The organism is Amycolatopsis sp. ATCC 39116, assembly GCF_000231075.2.
Taxonomy (GTDB): Bacteria; Actinomycetota; Actinomycetes; order Mycobacteriales; family Pseudonocardiaceae; genus Amycolatopsis_E; species Amycolatopsis_E tucumanensis.
Map to the genome: position 1 here is coordinate 176136 of NZ_AFWY03000008.1, position 17763 is coordinate 193898.

Below are 17763 nucleotides of genomic sequence, written 5' to 3' on the forward strand. Positions count from 1 at the left end.
TGCACCGTCGAGCCTAGATCTAGACTCCGACCGTGCCCGACCCCACCACCGCCGTGCGTGATCTCGCGGACTCCCACGTCGCGCAGGCCTGCGCCGCCGACCCCCAGCTGGGCACCATGCTCGGCGTCGCGCCCGGGGAGGACCGGCTCACCGACCTCTCCCCCGCCGGCCAGCGGGAACGGGACGAGCTGGCGACCGCGACGCTGGCCCGGCTGCGCGGCCTGGAGCCCGGCGGCGACGACGAGCGCCGCTGCGCGCGGCTGCTGCGGGAGCGGCTGGAGACCGGGCTGGCGCTCAGCGCGGCAGGCGAGCACCTGCGGATGATCCGCAACATCCTCGGCCCGCTGCAGGGCCTGCGGAACACCTTCCTGATGATGCCCACGGACTCCGCGGAGGACTGGGCGGTGATCGCCCGCCGGGTCGCGCGCGTGCCGGGCGCGCTGGCCGGGTACGCCGAGTCGCTGCGCGAGGGCGTGCGGCGCCGCCTGTTCGCCGCGCCGCGGCAGGTGGAGACGGCGATCGCCCAGCTGGACGCGTGGGAGGGCTGGTTCGCCGGGTTCACCGCCGGGGCCGATGTGCCGCCGGCGTTGCGCGCCGACCTGGACCGGGCGTGCGCCGTCGCGCAGGACGCCCTGACCGGGTTGCGCGGCTTCCTCGCCGCCGACTACCTGCCGCGCGCCGAGGGGACCCCCGACGGCGTCGGCGAGGAGCGCTACCTGCTGCACGCCCGCCAGTGGACCGGCGCGCACCTCGACCTCGCCGCGACCACCGAGTGGGCGTGGTCGGAGTACCGCGCCCTGGCCGCGCAGATGCGCGCGGAAGCGGGCCGCGTGCTGCCCGGCGCGCCGGTGCTGGAGGCGATGGCGTACCTGGACCGGGAGGGCCCGGTCGTCGAGGGCGCGGAGGAAGTCCGCCGCTGGCTGGCCGACCTCACCGCGCGCGCGATGGACGACCTGGACGGCAGGCACTTCGACCTGGCGCCGCCGGTGCGGGTGCTGGAGACCCGGCTGGCCCCGCCCGGCAGCGCGGCCGCGCCGTACTACACGCGGCCCGCGCGGGACTTCTCCCGGCCCGGCCGCACCTGGCTGCCCACGCTCGGGCAGACCCGCTTTCCACTGTGGACGCTGATCAGCACGTGGTACCACGAGTCCGTGCCGGGCCACCACCTGCAGTTCGGCCACTGGACCACGTTGTCCGGGCGGCTGTCGCTGTTCCAGACCAGCGCCGGTTCGGTCAGCGCCACCACCGAGGGCTGGGCGCTCTACGCCGAGCGCCTGATGGACGAGCTGGGCTACCTCGACGACCCGGCGGCCCGCCTGGGCTACCTCGACTCGCAGATGATGCGGATCATCCGCGTGATCGTCGACATCGGCATGCACCTGGGGCTGCCGGTGCCGGAGGAGGCCGGGCTCGGCCCCGGCCTGCGCTGGACCGCCGAGACCGGCCGCGCGTTCTTCGGCGCTCACACCACGCGTGAGTCCGCGTTCCTGGACAGCGAGATCGTGCGGTACCTGGGCGTGCCGGGCCAGGCGATCAGCTACAAGGTCGGCGAGCGCGCCTGGCTGGCCGGGCGCGCGGCGGCCAGGGCCCGCAACCCGCGGTTCGAGCTGAAGGCCTGGCACATGGCGGCGCTGTCCGTGGGCACGCTCGGCCTGGACGACCTGGAGCCGGAGCTGGCCGCGCTCTGACGAGCGGCGCTCACCCGAACACCGGCACCTCGGCCTCGACCGGGTACTCCGCGACCCGCCCGCCGCGGATCCGGATGCCGGTGCGCCGCGCCCTGGCGACCCGGCGCCACGCGTCGAGGTCCTCGCGGGACTCCCACCGCTCGAAGGTGTTGACGCGCCCGGGGTCGAGCGGGTCGGCGGAGATGGCGAAATCGAGGCAGCCGGGGGCTTCGCGCGCCCGCCGCCCCAGATCGGCGTGGGCCGCGACGTAGGTGTCGCGCTTGTCGGCCGCCACGGCCACGTGCCCGGCGATGATGATCGGCATGGGAGGCTCCTGTCCGTCGGTCCGGTCCTTTCCCCACCGACGAACGGGATCCTCCCCTGAGGACAGGCTGTTCAGCCGGCGAGCGGCCCGGAGTACCGGCGGCTGTGGCTGACCACGAGGCTCTTCATCTGGCTGTACTGGTCCAGGACCAGCCGGTGGGACTCCCGGCCCACCCCGGTCGCCGGGGTGCAGGCGTAGGTCGCCGCCGACGAGTAGTTGTGGTAGCAGTTGGTCCAGACCCGGCTGGCCTTGACCGCGCGCCCGACGCGGTATGCGCGGTCGCCGTCGCGGGTCCACACCCCGGCGCCGGGCCCGTTGCGCGAGTCGTTGGCGATCGCGATCGCCTGCTCCTCGTCGGTGAACGAGGTGACCGCGAGCACCGGCCCGAACAGGTCCTCGCGGAACACGCGCATCCGGTTGTGGCCCTGCAGCACCGTCGGGGCGTAGAAGTAGCCGTCGGTGAACTCGTCGCCCACGGTCACCCGGTGCCCGCCGATCAGGACGGTCGCGCCCTCGCTCCGCCCCGTGTCCACACAGGACTCGAGCCGGGCGAGCTGCTCGGGGCCGCCCCGCGGGCCGACGCGGGTGGCGGTGTCCAGCGGGTCGTCGACCACCAGCTCGGCGATCCGCTCCAGGGCCCGCCCCACGAACTCGTCGTAGACCGGCTCCTGGACCAGCGCCCGCGACGGGCAGGTGCACACCAGTCCCTCGTCGGAGGCAGACCGCACCATCGCGTCCACCGCGCGGTCGAGGAAACCGTCCTCGTCGGCCAGCACGTCGGCGAAGAACACGTTCGGCGAGCGGGCTCCCACGTCCAGCCACACCGGCACCAGGTTCGGCGCCGCGCAGGACAGAATCCGCCGCCCGGTGGCGGTTTCGCCGCTGAACACGACCTTCGCGATCCGGCGGCTGCTCGCCAGGTCGCGGCCGACGCCCTCGCCCCGGCCGGTGACGATGTTGAACACTCCCGGCGGGATCACCTCGCCGATCACCTCGGCCAGCTTCAGCACCGACCACGACGCGTCCGAGGCCGGCTTGAGGACCGAGCAGTTGCCCGCGGCCAGCGCGGGCGCCAGGTTCCACGCCGCGACGAGCACCGGGAAATGCACGGGAAGGAACTGGGCGACCACGCCGAGCGGTTCCCGGAACTGATACGCTAGCACGTCGTCGTCGATTCCGGAGACGATCCCCTCCTCACCGCGCACGACGTCGGCGAAATAGCGGAAATGGTCGGCGGCGAGCGGAATGTCGACGCCAAGGGCCTCGCGAATCGGGCGCCCGGTCTCCCAGCTTTCACATACCGCCAGCATCTCGGCGTTGTCTTCGATCGCGTCCGCCGCGGCGGTGAGGATCGCGGCCCGGCGGGTGTGCGTGCACTCGCCCCAGGTGTCGCGCGCGACGTGCGCGGCGTCGAGCGCCAGCTCCAGGTCGGCGGCGCTGGAGTCGGCGGTTTCGCAGATCGTGCGCGCGGTCGCCGGGCTGATCACCGGCCGGTACCGGCCCTCGGTCGGGGCCAGCCATTTCCCCCCGATGAAATTGTCATAGCGAGGCAGCACGGGAACGGAACTGCCAGGCAACCCGGGAGGCACGTATCTCATTTCCGAAACTCCTCACCGTGCGCGACGGTCCCACCCAGCGAACGCGGTGCGCGTTGCCGGGGAAAAGGGGCGAAGGTCCCTAATCCAGTGGCGAACGGGCGATCAGCACAGGGCATTCGGAGTGGTGGATCAGCGCCTGCGCCGTGGACCCGAGCAGCATGCCGCGGAATCCGCCGCGGCCCCGGCTGCCCGCCACGAGCAGCTGCGCCCGCGCGCTCCAGTCCAGCAGCCGCGTGCGGGGCTGATCGCGCTCGGCCACGGCTCGCACGGTCACCTCCGGGTACTTGACCCGCCACGGCGCCAGCGACCGGTCCAGCACCTCGCGCTCGGCGTCCTCGCGGGGCGCCGTGCCGAAGGGGTCGCGCACGAACCCGAACGCCTCGGCCAGGTCGAAGTCGTTCCACACGTGCACGGCCACCAGTTCCACGTCCCGCGCGGCGGCTTCCTCGAAGGCCAGGCCGATCGCGGGCTCGGCAGGCGCGTACCCGTCGACGCCGACGACCACCGGCGCGTCGTCCGCGGGTTCCCCGCCGCGGACCACGGTGATCGGCGAGTGCCCGTGCACGGCCAGCGCCAGCGCGGTCGACCCGATCAGCAGGTCGCGCAGCGCGCTCCGCCCGGCCGATCCGAGCACCAGCATCCGCGCCGTGTCGGATTTCTTGACCAGCAACGGGATCGGGCCGTCCAGGCTCGCCTCGACGGTCACCGGGAGGTCCGGGTCGATCCGCCAGGCCTGCCGCCGCGCTCCGGCCAGCAGCCGCTCCGCGTGCAGCTCGTGCGCCGACAGCCAGTCCCCCGGCGGGAACGCCTCGCCGGCGAACGCGTCCGGGATCCCGAAGCCGTGCACCAGGATCAGGGGCAGAGCCATCCGCGACGCCTCGCGCGCGCCCCACCCGACGGCCCGCTGTGAACCGGGCGAGCCGTCCACGCCCACCACCACGCTGTTGCCGGCGCCTGCGAAATCCATGGTCTTCTCCCTGTCCCGGGCGGGCCGATCGCCGCACACCCAGCTTCCCGGCCCGCGGCCACGGGGCGAAGGGCACTTGGTCCTCGGTCGGCGAGGCCGAAGACCCCGCGAAAGTCCCCGCCTCAGGCGCTGGGCCTCAGGCGCTGGGCGCCACGGGCTGGCGCAGGACCGTCCGCAGCTTCTCCGGCGCGGCCCGGCGCGGGTCGCCGAGGTAGATCTCGTGGTGCAGACCGGAGTGCCGCAGCCCGTGCGCGGCGAGGTGGTCGCCGAGCCGCGCCAGCGCCGGGCCCTCGTCGTCGTACGGCCCGATGTGCAGCAGCTGGGCGCAGCGCCCCTCGTGCAGCGTGTGGAAGCGAACTCCGCCGATCGCGGGCAGCTGCTTCTTGGCGAGCGCGTCCTGCCGCGCCTGCTCGACCAGCTCCTCGCCCACCCAGGGCGGCTGGCTGATCAGCATCGTCCAGTGCCAGGCGTCCTTCTCGCGCCGGGTGAACACGCCGTAGTCGTCGGCCCACCACAGCCCTTCCAGCGGCCCCACCACGAACTCCTCGCCCCCGGCGCGGCGGACGGCGAACTTGATCGTGTAGGCCACCGCGTACAGCGCCTGGACCGCCCGCGCGTACTCCGGCGAGGTGTTCGGGTCGCCGCTGCCGTCGATCGCGATGAACCGCTGCTCGGGCACGTCGACGAACGCCCAGTCGGTGTTCTTCGGCGCGTACAGCGCCTTGAGCTCCCGTTTCGGGTCGTAGCCGGGCATCGTCAGGCGTCCCCTTCGAGTGTGGCGCGGTATTCGGTCAGCCACCGCTGCTCGGCGGCGAGCTGGTGGAGCGAGAAGCCGAAGATCGCCCGGACGAAAGCCGGCGCGTCCGATTGGGCGTCGGCGGCGCGGCGGAGGGTGCCGAGGCGTTCGTCCAGCGCGGCGGCGCGCGCGGCCAGCGCCTCGCGCAGACGCTCCGGCGGGATGAGCGGCTGGCTGGCCAGTCCGACCAGGACCGGCGGGAACACCGGCCGCAGCTCGGCGACGGCCGCCTCCGCCTCGGCCGCGCAGACCCGGCGGCCCTCCGGCGTCGGCCCGAACACCTTGCGTGCCTTGGCCCGTCCGGTGCCCGCGCTCGCGACCTCGGTGATCAGCCCGCGGTCACGCAGACGCCCCAGCAGGTAGTAGATCGAGCTGAACCCGATCTCGGTCCACTCCCGCATGCCGCGGGCGGTGATGACCTCGTCCAGCTCGTAGCCGTGCCGGGGCCGCTCGACGAGCAGGCCGAGCAGTGTCAGCTCGGCCGGGGTCAGTGCGGGCATGCGGTTACTCTAGCACTAGAACAACTACTCCACGGTGACGCTCTTGGCGAGGTTGCGTGGCTTGTCGATGTCCCGGCCGAGCTTGCGCGCGGTGTGGTAGGCCAGCAGCTGGAGCGGAATCGTGAGCAGGACCGGGTCCAGCTCCGGGCCGGCGGAGGGGATCCGGACCACCTCGTCGGCGCCCGGCACCGCCAGTCCGGTGGTGGTGACCGCGACGACCGGGCCGCCGCGCGCCTTCACCTGCTCGATCGTGCCGAGGTTCTTCGCGGCCAGCTCGTCGTCCGGGATCAGCACCACGCTCGGCATCGCGGGATCCACCAGCGCCAGCGGGCCGTGCTTGAGCTCCGAGGCCTGGTAGGCCTCCGCGTGCACGTAGGAGATCTCTTTCAGCTTCTGGGCGCCCTCCCGCGCCACCGGCCAGCCGCGCACCCGGCCGAGGAAGAACACGTGCTCGGCGTCGGCGAACCGGCCGGCCAGCGACGCGATCCGGTCGGACTCCGCGAGCACCTCCCCGATCCGCTCCGGCAGCTCCGCCAGCGCGCCCGCGATCCGCCTGCCCTCGGCCAGCGAGAGGTCGCGGACCCGCCCCAGCGTGAGGGCGAGCAGCGCGAACGCCACGGCCATGTTCGTGAACGCCTTCGTCGAGGCCACCGAGATCTCCGGCCCGGCGTGCAGGAACACGCCGCTGTCGCACTCGCGCGCGATCGCCGAGCCCACGACGTTGACCGCGCCGACCACCCGTCCGCCCTTGCGTTGCAGCTCCTCCACCGTGGCGAGGGTGTCGGCGGTCTCGCCGGACTGGCTCACCGCGACGTAGAGGCAGTCCGGGTCCACCACCGGGTTGCGGTAGCGGAACTCGGCGGCCGGTTCCGCGTCGGCGGGCACCCGCGCCAGCTCCTCGACGAGCCCGGCGCCCACCTGCCCCGCGTAGTAGGCCGATCCGCAGCCGAGGAACTTGACCCGCCGGATGCCGCGCAGTTCGCGGGCGGTGAACCGGAGGCCGTCCAGACGCGCGGTGCCCAGCCGATCGTCGAGCCGGCCGCGCAGCACCCGCTGCGCCGCCTCGGGTTGCTCCGCGATCTCCTTCGCCATGTAGTCCGGGAACCCGCCCAGCTCGTAGTCCCCCGGCACCTCCTCCACGACCGTGGGCTGCCGGTCGGCGCCGCTGCTGGTCTCGAACCCGTCCGCGCGGATCGTGGCCAGCTCGCCGTCCTCGAGGTAGACGACCTGCTGGGTGTGCCGGACCAGCGCGGCCAGGTCGGAGGCCACGTACATCTCGTGGTCGCCGAGCCCGAGCACGAGCGGGCTGCCGTGCCGGGCGGCGACCAGCACGTCCGGGCGCTCGGCGTCGAGCACGAGGAGCCCGTAGGTGCCCTCGACGTCGGCCAGCGCCGTGCGCACCGCTTCGGTGAGCGTGCCGCCGCGTTCGGCCGCGGCGGCGATCAGGTGGGCGAGGACCTCGCTGTCGGTGTCGGACACCAGCCGCACCCCGGAGGCGCTCAGCGCGGTGCGCAACGCGGTCGCGTTCTCGATGATCCCGTTGTGCACCACCGCGATCCGCCGTCCGGCGTCGGTGTGCGGGTGGGCGTTCGTCGCGGTCGCGGGGCCGTGCGTGGCCCACCGGGTGTGCGCGATGCCGGTGGTGCTGCCCGCCAGGTTCGCGGTGAGCCGGGTCAGCTCCGCCACGCGCACGGCCGCCTTGCGCACCAGCAGCCTGCCGTCCCTGGCGAGCGCGACGCCTGCCGAGTCGTAGCCGCGGTACTCCAGCCGCCGCAGGCCTTCCAGCAGGATCGGCAACGCGGGCCGACGGCCCAGGTAACCCACGATTCCGCACATGGCGCGCCTTCCCTTCCGCGGCCGGGATGCTGTCGAAGTCGCCCGTCCGGCGACCGCCGTTACCGGGGTTCCCGCGGCGGGCGCGTCGTGCCCGGGTCCGTTTTCCGCTGCGGCAGGATGGCGGCATGAGCGACGAGGACTTGTTCGGCGCGGTCGGGCCTCGGCTGCGGGCGCTGCGCAAGCAGCGGCGCGTCACGCTGGCGCAGCTGGCCGAGGCGACCGGGATCTCGGTGAGCACGCTGTCGCGGCTGGAGTCCGGCGGGCGGAAGCCGACGCTGGAGCTGCTGCTGCCGCTGGCCCGCGTCCACCAGGTCACCCTCGACGAGCTGGTCGGCGCGCCGGAGACCGGGGATCCGCGGGTGCACGCCAAGCCGGTCGTGCGGTTCGGCGTGACGATCGTGCCGCTGACCCGGCGGCCGGGCGGGCTGCAGGCGTTCAAGATGATCTACCCGCCCGGGAAGCCCTCGCGCGAGCCCGAGCAGAAGGTGCACGAGGGCTACGAGTGGATGTACGTGCTCTCCGGGCGGCTGCGGCTCGTCCTCGGCGACCACGACGTGATCCTGACGCCCGGCGAGGCCGCGGAGTTCGACACCCGCACGCCGCACTGGTTCGGCAACCCCGGCCCGGAGCCTGCCGAGATCCTCAGCCTGTTCGGCCCGCAGGGGGAACGGCTGCACGTCCGGGCACGACCGAAAGGCGAGTCATGAGCGGCTTCGACGCCGGCGCGATCCGGGTGATCGCGTGCGACATCTTCGGCACCACCGTCGACTGGTACAGCGGCGTGCGCGACCAGGTCGCGCCGGTCTTCGCCGAGGCCGGGATCGACGTGGACGCGGGCGAGTTCACCTCCGCGTGGCGGGACAGGTACCTGCCCTCGATGCGCCGCGTGCAGGACGGCTCACGGGAGTGGGCCGTCCTGGACACGCTGCACCGCGAGTCGCTGGACGCGCTGCTCGACGAGCACGGCGTGTCCCTCGGCGAAGACGCCCGGCGCCGGCTGGTGCGCGCCTGGCACCGGCTGCCCGCGTGGCCGGGCGCCGCGGCAGGCCTGGCGCGGCTGCGGTCCCGGCACGTCGTGGCGGCGCTGTCGAACGGCGGGTTCGCGTTGCTCACTCACCTGGTGAAGGACGCCGCCCTGCCGTTCGACTGCATCCTGTCCGCCGAGCTGGCCCGCGACTACAAGCCGTCCGCGGCGGTGTACCGGACCGCGGCCGGCCTGCTGGACGTGGCGCCCGGCGAGGTGCTGATGGTCGCCGCCCACGCCTGGGACCTGGCGGGCGCACGCGCGGCCGGGCTGCGCACGGCGTTCCTCGAGCGGCCCGCCGAGAAGGGACCACACCACCAGGCCGACCGGCCCGGAGACTTCCCCGCCGATCTGGTGGCCTCGGACTTCGGCGAGCTGGCGGGCCTGTTCGGCTGCTGAACGCCGTGCCGTATAGGTCGTTATACAGCCTCAGCCGTTGGCCTGGGACGGGTCCATCCAGATGATCTCCCAGTTGTGGCCGTCCGGGTCCTCGAACACGCGCTGGTACATGAACCCCTGGTCCATCGGGTCGCGGGTCTCCCGCCCGCCCGCGGCGACCGCCTTGTCCACCAGGGTGTCCACGGCCTCCCGGCTCTCGGCGGACAGGGCCAGCAGCACCTCGGTGGACTTGGCGCTGTCGGTGATCTGCTTGTCGGTGAAGGTCGTGAAGAAGTCGTTTCTCAGCAGCATCGCGTAGATCGTGTCGCTGAACACCAGGCAGGCCGCGTTCTCGTCGGTGAACTGCGCGTTGAACTCGTACCCCAGGTCGGACCAGAACTTCTTGGCCCGGTCCAGGTCGGCGACGGGCAGGTTCACGAAGATCATCTGATTCGTCATGTCCGCACCCTATGACCGGATCGCCGCCGCGCGCTTCTCCTATCTTGCGCTTCCGCCGACCCGCACCGGCGCCGCGGGCGCGCCGGCCTCGATCAGCGCCCGCAACGGCGTCGCGAGGTCGCGGGGCGCGAACAGGTCCGGACCGCGGTAGGCGGCGATCTCGTCGAGCGTCCACCAGCGGAAGCCGGTGATGTTCTCGGCGGCCAGCGCCTCGTCGTCGAACGTCCCGCGCGGCGTGAAGGCCGTCGTGCGGACGAGGAAGAAGTCGTCGGCGACCGCGTCGTGGCTGGTCAGCTCCGGCGGCGCGGGCGCCTCCCGGCGCCACACGTGCGGCAGCGGGCCGCCGTCGAGCACGAAGCCGGTCTCCTCGAGCAGCTCCCTGCGCAGCGCTTCCAGCGGGGACTCGCCGTCCTCGACGCCGCCGCCCGGGGTGATCCACACGGCCGTGCCCGGCGGCGCGATCCGCATGCGGCACAACAGGATCCGGTCGTCGTCGTCCAGCATGACCGCCCGCACCGCGTGCCGCACCCGCATCGGGCCAGGATAGCGGGGCCGATCACCCCTCCCGGTCCAGCTCGCCCGTCACGTCGAGCGGGATCAGCGGCGCCGGGCCGGCCAGCTCGCTCGCCGGCGCCGGGTGGTAGGCGAAGTTCTTGGCACGGGCGCCGCCGTCGACGACCAGGTCGCAGCCGGTGATCAGGCGCGCGTAGTCCGAGCACAGCCACGCCACCGCGTGCCCGATGTCGGTCGGGGTGCCGGTCGTGCCCATCGGCACCAGCGGCACCCGCTCCCCCGCCCACCGCGACGGGCGGCGCCACTCCTCGTCGCCGTCCGCGCCGCCGATCCCGGCCCGGCGCGGCCTGTCCAGCACGCCGCCCGGCCCCTGCTCCGCGATCAGCGCCGGGTTGTCCGGGGTCGGCGCGGTCGGGGTGAAGCTGTTGACGCGGATCCCGTACGGCGCGAGGTCCATCGCCGCCGCCCGGACGAAGTTGTTGACCCCGCCCTTGTGGAACGCGTACGCGATCACCCCGGCGCTGCCGGACCAGCCGTTGGACGACGAGATCGCCACGATCGAGCCGCGGATCCCCCGCTCCGCCATGTGCCTGCCGACCAGCTGGGTGTTGAGGAAGTTGCCCATCGCGGCCACGTTCACCGCGCGCTGGAAGAAGTCCGGGCTCTCGTCCAGCACCCCGCGCCCGCCGAGCAGCGCCGCGTTGTTGACCAGGATGTCGACGTGCCCCCAGGCGTCCACGACGGTCGTCAGGTACTCGCGGACCTGCTCGGGGTCCGTCACGTCGCCGGGGACGGCCATCGCGGTGCCGCCGTTGCGCTCGATCCGGTCGGCCGCGGCCTTCGCCGCCGCCGGGTCCAGGTCGTTGCACGCCACCTTGGCGCCGTAGCGGGCCAGCGCGAGCGCGATGCCGCTGCCGATGTTCGGCCCGGCGCCGGTCACCAGCGCCACCTTGCCGTCGAGCGAGATCTCCATCAGACGTCCTCCTCCGGGAAGTGACAGGCGGCCTGGTGGCCGGGCGCGAGCTCGCGCAGCAGCGGCGTTTCCACGGCGCACTTGTCCCGCGCCCGCGGGCAGCGGGTGCGGAACCGGCAGCCGCTGGGCGGTGAGATCGGCGACGGCGGCTCGCCGCGGATGGTGACCGGACGGCGGTTCGCGGCCGCGTCGGCGTCCACGTGCGGGATGGACTCCAGCAGCGCGACCGTGTACGGGTGGCGGGGCGCGCGGTAGATCTCCTCCGCCGGGCCGATCTCGCACAGCTGCCCGAGGTGCATCACCCCGACCCGGTCGCTGACCTGCTTGACCAGCGCCAGGTCGTGGGAGATGAACAGGTAGGACAGCCCCAGCTCCGACCGCAGCCGCTCGAACAGGTTCAGCACCTGCGCCTGGATCAGCACGTCCAACGAGGACACCGCTTCGTCGCACACGATCAGCGCCGGGTCCAAAGCCAGCGCGCGGGCGATCGCGACCCGCTGGCACTGTCCGCCGGACAACTCGTGCGGGCGGCGCCGCCCGAACGTGTCCGGGTTCAGGCCGACGAGGTCCAGCAGGTCCCGCGCCCGGCGGCGCCGCTCGGCGGCCGGCGCGGTGCGGTAGCCGACCATCGGCTCCTCGACGATGTCGGTGACGCGCCACCGCGGGTTGAGGGAGCCGAACGGGTCCTGGAACACCATCTGCACGTGCCGCCGGGCGTCCGCGAGCCGGCGGCCCTTCACGGTCGCGAGGTCCACGCCGCGCAACCGCACGGAGCCCGCCTTGGGCCGCGGGGCCTGCAGGATCGAGCGGGCCAGGGTCGACTTGCCCGAGCCGGTCTCCCCCACCACGCCGAGCGTCTCGCGCGGACGGATGTCGAACGACACCTCGGACAACGCGTGCACCACCCCGCCACGCGTGCCACCCCGGCCCCGGACGGTGAACTCCTGCACCAGGTTGCGGGCTTCCAGCAGCGGTTCTTCCACAGCGGTCATCGGTGCGCTCCGTCCGGAGTGGACAGGCCGGCCGCACCAGACAGGGAGCTCGCCGCCGTCATGCGTCCTCCTCGCAGGGGTGCCAGCACGCCCACGCGTGTCCCGGCTCGTGTTCGGTCAGCGGGGGTGCCTCGGCCACGCAGTCGGAGGCCGCACGGTCGCAACGGGGCGCGAACGGGCACCCGGGCGGCAGGTTCGTCAGGTCCGGCGGCTGGCCGGGCGTCACCGGCAGCTCGGCGTGCGGTGGGCGCTCCACGCGCGGGATCGCGCCCAGCAACGCCTTCGTGTACGGCATCCGCACCCGCGAGAACAGCACCGGCGCCGCGGCGTACTCCACCGCCCGCCCGGCGTACATCACGATCACGTCGTGCGCGTAGGTCGCCGCCAGGCCGAGGTCGTGGCTGATCAGGATGATCGCCGTGCCGAGCCGTTCCTGCAGTTCCAGCAGCAGCTCCATGATCTGCGCCTGCGTAGTCACGTCCAGCGCGGTCGTCGCCTCGTCGGCGATCAGCAGCTTCGGGTCCGCCGCCAGCGCGATCGCGATCATCACCCGCTGCCGCATGCCGCCGGAGAGCTGGTGCGGGTACTCGTGGAACCGCCGCTCCGGGGCCGGCAACCGCACCAGCTTCAGCAGGTCCATCGCGCGGTCCCGCGCCGCGCGCCGGTCGTGGTCGCCGTGCGCCCGCACCGCCTCGGTGATCTGCACGCCGATCCGCATCGTCGGGTTCAGCGACCGCGCCGGGTCCTGGAACACCATCGCCAGGTCCGCGCCCCGGTGCCGCCGCATCCGCCGCTCGGACAGGCCGAGCAGCTCGACGCCGCGGTAGCGCGCCGATCCGGTGATCCGCGCCGTCGGCGGCAGCAGGCCCATCAGCGCCCGCGAGCTGACCGACTTGCCCGACCCGGACTCGCCGATGATCGCCAGCGTCCGGCCCGCCTCCAGCCGGTAGGACAACCCGTTCACCGCGCGGACCGTGCGCCCCCGGGCCGCGAACGTCACGTGCAGGTCCTCGACCTCCAGCAGCGTCCCGGTCCGCACGGACGCCGGGGTGGTCAGTTCGTCGATGCTCATCGGCCGCTCCAGCGTCCCCGTAGCGTCTCGCCCAGCAGGTTGAATGCCAGGACGGTCACAAAGAGCGCCAGGGACGGCCAGACCACGAGCATCGGCGTCGCCGACAGGCTCGCCTGTCCCTGGGAGATCATGTTGCCCCAGCTCGGCGCGGGCGGCGGGATGCCGAGGCCGAGGAAGCTCAGCGCGCCCTCGATCACGATCACGATGCCCATGCCGAGCATCGAGAACGTCACCAGCTGCGGCGCGATGTTCGGCGCGAGGTGCCGGAACAACATCCGCCACACCCGCGTGCCGGACAGGTGCGCGGCGACCATGAACGGCTGCTCCCGCAACCGCAGAGTCGCCGCACGGGAGATCCGCGCGAACGCGGGCACCGAGAAGAACGCCAGCGCCAGGATCGTGTTCGCCTGGCTCGGCCCGAGGCTCTGCGCCACCGCCAGGGTCAGCACCAGCGACGGGAACGCGATCAGCACGTCCAGCACGCGCATGATCACCGCGTCCACCGCGCCGCCCAGGTAGGCGCTCACCGCGCCGAGCGTGCCGCCGGCCAGCAGGCCCAGCACGTTGACCGCGACGCCGACGATCAGCGACGACCGCCCGCCGTGCAGGAGCCGGGACCAGACGTCGTTGCCGTTCGGGTCGGTGCCCAGCAGGTGCCCCGGCGAGAACGCGGGCAGGTTCGACTCCAGCACGTCCCCGCCGATCGGCTCGGGCACGGAAGCGACCAGCGGCCACAGGAAGCACGCGCCGAACACCAGCGCGAGCAGGGCCAGCGGGACGCCCAGTTCGACGTGCCGCAGCCAGCCGCGCACGCGTGACGGACGCGCCGCGGGCAGCGCCGTGGGCAGATCAACCGTCGCCATAGCGGATCCTCGGGTCGAGTACGGCGTAGAGCAGGTCGGTCAGCAGGTTGGCGGCCACCGCGACCACGGCGAAGACCACCACGCAGGCCTGGACCACGACGAAGTCGCGGCTGTTGATGGCCGACAGCAGCATCTGCCCGATGCCGGGCAGCGCGAAGATCTGCTCGATGATCACGGTCGCGCCGATCATCGTGCCCAGGTTGAGCCCGACCACCGTGATCAGCCCGAACGCCGAGTTCCGGAAGGCGTGCCGCAGCAGCACCTGCCACGGCCCGATCCCCTTCGCCCGCGCCGTGGTGATGTAGTCCTCGCCGTGCAGCTGGTCCACCAGGTCACCGCGGAGGAACCGGGTGTAGAAGCAGAACAGCGGGAACGCGATCGCCAGCGCGGGCAGGAACAGCGAGTGCAGGTTCGCCCCCAGCCCCTGCTCCAGCGGCACGAACCCGATGGCCGGGAACACCGCCAACTGCACCGCGAACACCAGCACGAGCAGCAGCGCGAGCACGTAGTTCGCCAGCGACAGGCCGGTGATGCTGACCAGCATGCTCACCCGGTCGGTGAGCCGGTTCGGGCGGCGCGCCGCGATCAGGGCGACCGGGATCGCCAGCCCCAGTGACAGCACGAACGCCAGCCCCACCAGCTCGCCGCTGACGGCCAGCCGGGAGCCGAGCTCGTCGGTCACCGGCTGCCCGCTGACCAGCGAGTTCCCGAGGTCGCCGGTGACCGCGCCGCCGAGCCAGTCCAGGTAGCGCACCACCGCGGGCCGGTCCAGCCCCATCTGCTGGTTGAGCGCGGCGATCTGCTCGGGCGTGGCCTCCGGGCCGAGCAGCAGCTGCGCGGTGTCCCCGGGGATCAGGCTCAGCACCGCGAAGGTGAGAACGCTGACGCCGAGCACGATGGGGACCGCGGTGAGCAGCCGCCGGGCCACCAGCCGCAGCGCCGGCGAGGCCAGTGGCCCCGGCAGCCGACGCGGCGCGCCGATCGCCGTCACCGGCTCGTCCAGACCTGGTCCCACAGCACCCCGGTGTTGACCAGGACCGGCGGGATCTTCGTGGTCAGGCCGGGCCCGTGCACGCCGGCCGCGGTGACGTTGGCCGGGGCGAACGCCAGGATGTAGGGCGCGTAGGCGTTGTCGCTGATCCGCTTGCCCGCCTGCAGGTACAGCGTCTCCCGGGTGGCCGGGTCGACGGTGGCCGCGGCCTGGTTGAGCAGGTCGTCCAGGGCCGGGTCGTTGACCCCGCTGAACGGCGAGGTGGCGGCGAAGCGGAACCCGACGCCGACGCCGGCCGCGGGATCCCACGCCCCGGCGGTCTGCAGCATGGCCTGCCACTTGTTCGAGTTGAAGTTGCCGATCAAAGCGTTGAGCTGGTCGGAGTGGATCGTGGTCTTGATGCCCACGGCCTCCCACTGGCTCTGCAACGCGGTCATCACCTGCTCGGCGACGTAGCTCTTGAGCGTGCCGAGGTCGACGGTGAGCCCGCCCAGCTCGGCGACCAGCGCGCGGGCCTTGTCCGGGTCGTAGGTCCGGTACCCGTCGATGGTGTCGTGGTGGAACAGCCCGCCCGGCCCGGTGAAGGTCTGCGCGGCCGGGTACCAGTCCTTGAACAGTCCCTTGCGGATCGCGTCCACATTGGTCGCGTAGTAGACCGCCTCGCGCGCCTTCTGGTTGTCGAACGGCGCGGTCTTGGTGTTGAGCTGGATCAGGTACGGCGAGGTGGGCGGCTGGATGGTGACGGTGAGCTGCTTGTTCGCCTGCGCCTGCTCGATCAGCGGGGTGGTGTTCATGCCCTCGTAGGCCTGCGCCTGCCCGGCCAGGATCGCCTGGTATGCGGGCTGGTCGCCGCCGACCGACTTGAACGTCAGGTTGTCCAGGTAGGGCAGCCCGGGCTTGAAGTAGTTCTCGTTGCGGGTCAGCTTCAGCTCCGAGGACAGCTGGTTGGACACCACCTTGAACGGGCCCGCGCCGACCGGGGTGATCTTGAACTGCTCCGGCCCCATCTGCTGCAGCGCGGTGGGCGAGGCGATCCAGTTCACGTTGGACACCACCATCGAGTTGATCACCGCGCCGTACGGGCGGGTGAACCGCAGCACGACCGCGTTGCCCTCGACGCTGATGCCGTTCTGCTCGGCCAGCGGCCAGCGCGGGGCGCAGGTGCAGGTCGAGGTGATGTTGCGGCGGAAGTTGAAGGCGACCGCCTCGGCATCGAACGGCGTGCCGTCGCTGAACTTAACGCCGTCGCGGATGGTGATGCGAATGGTCCGGTCGCCGTCGGCCAGCTCGTAGCCGCTGGCCAGTTCCGGGACGACTCGAGCGTTGCCGCCGTCCTCGTCCGCGGTCAGCGCGAACAGGCCGCCGAAGATCGCGCTCATCTGGGACAGGTTCGCGCCGCCGGTCGTGTTGGTGGCCGGGTCCAGTCCGCTGGGCCAGGCGCCGGCGAAGGAGTTCAGCTCCAGCACGGTGATGCTCCCGCCGCGTTGCGGGGGCCCGGCGGCCGCGCCGCCCTGACCGGCCTGGCCCCCGCCGCCACAGGCGGCGAGCAGGATCAGCGCCGCGAAGGCGGCGAGGAAACGTGGGATGGGTGTGCGCATGTCGATCTCCCGCTTCGTTGCGGAGCCGCCATCGGTGGGGTGGGGAGGTGTGTCGCGCCAGTGCTCGTGGACTCAGTGCTCGTGGACTCAGTGCTCGTGCACGATGACGCCGCGGATGTTCTTGCCGTCCAGCATGTCCTGGTAGCCGTCGTTGACCTCGTCCAGCGAGTAGCGCCGGGTGATCAGCTCGTCGAGCTTCAGGTCGCCCGAGCGGTACAGCCCCAGCAGCCGGGGCACGTCGTAGAGCGGGTTGCTGTCGCCGAACAACGCGCCGCGCAGCTGCCGCTGGTAGCCGATCAGCATGCCGGCCGGGAAGTGCACCGCGCGCTCGTCGATCTTGCCGACGGCGGTGACGGTGACCTTGCCGCCCTTGCCGGTGACCTGCACGGCCGCGTTGACGATCTCCTCGGTGAGCACGCCGGGCGTGCAGATGGCGTGGTCGGCGAGCTGGCCCCAGGTGGTTTCCACGACGAAGTCGTGTGCTTCCTTGGCGGTGGCGAAGGTGTGGGTGGCGCCGAAGACCTTCGCCATGTCCCGCTTGAACTCCACGGGATCGACCACGACGACGTTCTTCGCCCCGGCGTAGCGCGCGCCCTGCACGGCGTTGCTGCCGACGCCACCGGCGCCGTAGATCACGACGGTCTCCCCGGCACGCACGCCCGCCGCGTGCACCGCCGAGCCCCAGCCGGTGGGCACGCCGCAACCGACCAGCGCGCCGATCTCGAACGGGATGTCCTCGGGCAGCCGCAGGCAGGCCCACTCGGACACCACCGCGTACTGCGAGAACGTGCCGAGGGTGCAGAACCCGCCGAAGTCCTCGCCGTCGGCGTGGAAGCGGAACGTGCCGTCGGCGAACATGCCGGTGGAGGCGTTCTTGCCCTCGTCGCACATGTTCTGGTGCCCGGTCGAGCAGGGACGGCACTTGCCGCAGGCGGGGATGTAGGAGCAGACGATCCGGTCGCCCGGTTTGACCCGGGTGACGTGCGGGCCGACCGATTCGACGACGCCGGCGCCCTCGTGCCCGCCGACGATCGGCAGCCGCACCGGGGCGTCGCCCTTGGTGATGTGGTCGTCGGAGTGGCACAGCCCGGCGGCGTGGAACTTGACGCGCACCTCGTGCGCCTTCGGCTCGTCCAGCTGCAGCTCGGTGATCTCCCACGGGCGGTGGGGCGCGCGGGCGATGGCGGCGCGGGTGGTGATGGTCATGGTCG

At 72.7% G+C, this 17763-nt stretch carries 18 protein-coding genes; 3 read left to right on the plus strand and 15 right to left on the minus strand.

Features of this window, described 5'->3' with window-relative positions; genetic code table 11:
* Window positions 1–32: 32 nt before the first annotated feature.
* Complete coding sequence (locus AMY39116_RS0312520) at window positions 33–1688, plus strand: DUF885 domain-containing protein (protein WP_020418000.1); 1656 nt, start codon at window positions 33–35, stop codon at window positions 1686–1688.
* Between the two features lie 10 nt (window positions 1689–1698).
* Here AMY39116_RS0312520 and AMY39116_RS0312525 read toward each other — a convergent pair whose 3' ends face one another.
* The 6 genes from AMY39116_RS0312525 to glmS form a co-directional block, all read right to left on the minus strand.
* A complete protein-coding gene (locus AMY39116_RS0312525) occupies window positions 1699–1992 on the minus strand; it encodes a putative quinol monooxygenase (protein ID WP_020418001.1) in 294 nt (97 codons plus the stop codon).
* Between the two features lie 71 nt (window positions 1993–2063).
* Window positions 2064–3590 carry an aldehyde dehydrogenase family protein gene (locus tag AMY39116_RS0312530; protein ID WP_051123520.1) on the minus strand — a complete coding sequence of 509 codons (1527 nt, stop codon included), beginning with the start codon at window positions 3588–3590 and terminating at the stop codon, window positions 2064–2066.
* Window positions 3591–3669: 79 nt separating this feature from the next.
* Window positions 3670–4557 (minus strand): universal stress protein, encoded by an 888-nt coding sequence (locus AMY39116_RS0312535; protein WP_020418003.1) that lies wholly within the window; start codon window positions 4555–4557, stop codon window positions 3670–3672.
* Between the two features lie 136 nt (window positions 4558–4693).
* Window positions 4694–5311, minus strand: coding sequence for a GyrI-like domain-containing protein (locus AMY39116_RS0312540; RefSeq protein ID WP_020418004.1), 618 nt, complete (start codon window positions 5309–5311; stop codon window positions 4694–4696).
* Between the two features lie 2 nt (window positions 5312–5313).
* Window positions 5314–5853 (minus strand): PadR family transcriptional regulator, encoded by a 540-nt coding sequence (locus AMY39116_RS0312545; RefSeq protein ID WP_020418005.1) that lies wholly within the window; start codon window positions 5851–5853, stop codon window positions 5314–5316.
* A gap of 24 nt (window positions 5854–5877) precedes the next feature.
* On the minus strand, window positions 5878–7689 hold the full coding sequence (gene glmS / locus AMY39116_RS0312550; RefSeq protein WP_020418006.1) for a glutamine--fructose-6-phosphate transaminase (isomerizing): 1812 nt from the start codon (window positions 7687–7689) through the stop codon (window positions 5878–5880).
* 125 nt (window positions 7690–7814) lie between these two features.
* On the opposite strand from glmS, the gene AMY39116_RS0312555 reads away from it, so the two are divergent.
* Window positions 7815–8396 carry a helix-turn-helix domain-containing protein gene (locus AMY39116_RS0312555; protein WP_020418007.1) on the plus strand — a complete coding sequence of 194 codons (582 nt, stop codon included), beginning with the start codon at window positions 7815–7817 and terminating at the stop codon, window positions 8394–8396.
* Window positions 8393–9112, plus strand: coding sequence for a haloacid dehalogenase type II (locus AMY39116_RS0312560; protein WP_020418008.1), 720 nt, complete (start codon window positions 8393–8395; stop codon window positions 9110–9112). Before AMY39116_RS0312555 ends, AMY39116_RS0312560 begins: the two co-directional genes overlap by 4 nt.
* Window positions 9113–9142: 30 nt before the next feature.
* Here the strand turns inward: AMY39116_RS0312560 and AMY39116_RS0312565 are convergent, their stop codons facing one another.
* From AMY39116_RS0312565 to AMY39116_RS0312605, 9 genes are all read right to left on the minus strand, one after another.
* On the minus strand, window positions 9143–9550 hold the full coding sequence (locus AMY39116_RS0312565; RefSeq protein WP_039791441.1) for a VOC family protein: 408 nt from the start codon (window positions 9548–9550) through the stop codon (window positions 9143–9145).
* Between the two features lie 39 nt (window positions 9551–9589).
* Complete coding sequence (locus tag AMY39116_RS0312570; RefSeq protein WP_020418010.1) at window positions 9590–10084, minus strand: NUDIX domain-containing protein; 495 nt, start codon at window positions 10082–10084, stop codon at window positions 9590–9592.
* Between the two features lie 22 nt (window positions 10085–10106).
* Window positions 10107–11036: an SDR family NAD(P)-dependent oxidoreductase gene (locus tag AMY39116_RS0312575; RefSeq protein WP_020418011.1), complete on the minus strand. Its 930-nt coding sequence runs from the start codon at window positions 11034–11036 to the stop codon at window positions 10107–10109.
* Window positions 11036–12028, minus strand: a complete 993-nt coding sequence (locus AMY39116_RS0312580) for an ABC transporter ATP-binding protein (RefSeq protein WP_020418012.1) — start codon at window positions 12026–12028, stop codon at window positions 11036–11038. The genes AMY39116_RS0312575 and AMY39116_RS0312580 overlap by 1 nt, the downstream gene beginning before the upstream one ends.
* A gap of 58 nt (window positions 12029–12086) precedes the next feature.
* Complete coding sequence (locus tag AMY39116_RS0312585) at window positions 12087–13100, minus strand: ABC transporter ATP-binding protein (protein ID WP_020418013.1); 1014 nt, start codon at window positions 13098–13100, stop codon at window positions 12087–12089.
* Window positions 13097–13963 carry an ABC transporter permease gene (locus AMY39116_RS0312590; RefSeq protein ID WP_020418014.1) on the minus strand — a complete coding sequence of 289 codons (867 nt, stop codon included), beginning with the start codon at window positions 13961–13963 and terminating at the stop codon, window positions 13097–13099. The genes AMY39116_RS0312585 and AMY39116_RS0312590 overlap by 4 nt, the downstream gene beginning before the upstream one ends.
* Window positions 13950–14978, minus strand: a complete 1029-nt coding sequence (locus AMY39116_RS0312595) for an ABC transporter permease (RefSeq protein ID WP_027929694.1) — start codon at window positions 14976–14978, stop codon at window positions 13950–13952. Before AMY39116_RS0312595 ends, AMY39116_RS0312590 begins: the two co-directional genes overlap by 14 nt.
* Complete coding sequence (locus AMY39116_RS0312600; protein WP_020418016.1) at window positions 14951–16552, minus strand: ABC transporter substrate-binding protein; 1602 nt, start codon at window positions 16550–16552, stop codon at window positions 14951–14953. The genes AMY39116_RS0312595 and AMY39116_RS0312600 overlap by 28 nt, the downstream gene beginning before the upstream one ends.
* A gap of 87 nt (window positions 16553–16639) precedes the next feature.
* On the minus strand, window positions 16640–17758 hold the full coding sequence (locus AMY39116_RS0312605; protein WP_020418017.1) for an NDMA-dependent alcohol dehydrogenase: 1119 nt from the start codon (window positions 17756–17758) through the stop codon (window positions 16640–16642).
* Window positions 17759–17763 lie beyond the last annotated feature (5 nt).

Coding starts and splice junctions, on each gene's coding strand:
- AMY39116_RS0312530 (WP_051123520.1), bottom strand. CDS start 3,590: ATGAGATACGTGCCTCCCGGGTTGCCTGGCAGTTCCGTTCCCGTGCTG.
- AMY39116_RS0312590 (WP_020418014.1), bottom strand. CDS start 13,963: ATGGCGACGGTTGATCTGCCCACGGCGCTGCCCGCGGCGCGTCCGTCA.
- AMY39116_RS0312575 (WP_020418011.1), bottom strand. CDS start 11,036: ATGGAGATCTCGCTCGACGGCAAGGTGGCGCTGGTGACCGGCGCCGGG.
- AMY39116_RS0312545 (WP_020418005.1), bottom strand. CDS start 5,853: ATGCCCGCACTGACCCCGGCCGAGCTGACACTGCTCGGCCTGCTCGTC.
- AMY39116_RS0312540 (WP_020418004.1), bottom strand. CDS start 5,311: ATGCCCGGCTACGACCCGAAACGGGAGCTCAAGGCGCTGTACGCGCCG.
- AMY39116_RS0312555 (WP_020418007.1), top strand. CDS start 7,815: ATGAGCGACGAGGACTTGTTCGGCGCGGTCGGGCCTCGGCTGCGGGCG.
- AMY39116_RS0312525 (WP_020418001.1), bottom strand. CDS start 1,992: ATGCCGATCATCATCGCCGGGCACGTGGCCGTGGCGGCCGACAAGCGC.
- AMY39116_RS0312600 (WP_020418016.1), bottom strand. CDS start 16,552: ATGCGCACACCCATCCCACGTTTCCTCGCCGCCTTCGCGGCGCTGATC.
- AMY39116_RS0312580 (WP_020418012.1), bottom strand. CDS start 12,028: ATGACCGCTGTGGAAGAACCGCTGCTGGAAGCCCGCAACCTGGTGCAG.
- AMY39116_RS0312605 (WP_020418017.1), bottom strand. CDS start 17,758: ATGACCATCACCACCCGCGCCGCCATCGCCCGCGCGCCCCACCGCCCG.
- AMY39116_RS0312565 (WP_039791441.1), bottom strand. CDS start 9,550: ATGACGAATCAGATGATCTTCGTGAACCTGCCCGTCGCCGACCTGGAC.
- AMY39116_RS0312560 (WP_020418008.1), top strand. CDS start 8,393: ATGAGCGGCTTCGACGCCGGCGCGATCCGGGTGATCGCGTGCGACATC.
- glmS (WP_020418006.1), bottom strand. CDS start 7,689: ATGTGCGGAATCGTGGGTTACCTGGGCCGTCGGCCCGCGTTGCCGATC.
- AMY39116_RS0312535 (WP_020418003.1), bottom strand. CDS start 4,557: ATGGATTTCGCAGGCGCCGGCAACAGCGTGGTGGTGGGCGTGGACGGC.
- AMY39116_RS0312585 (WP_020418013.1), bottom strand. CDS start 13,100: ATGAGCATCGACGAACTGACCACCCCGGCGTCCGTGCGGACCGGGACG.
- AMY39116_RS0312570 (WP_020418010.1), bottom strand. CDS start 10,084: ATGCGGGTGCGGCACGCGGTGCGGGCGGTCATGCTGGACGACGACGAC.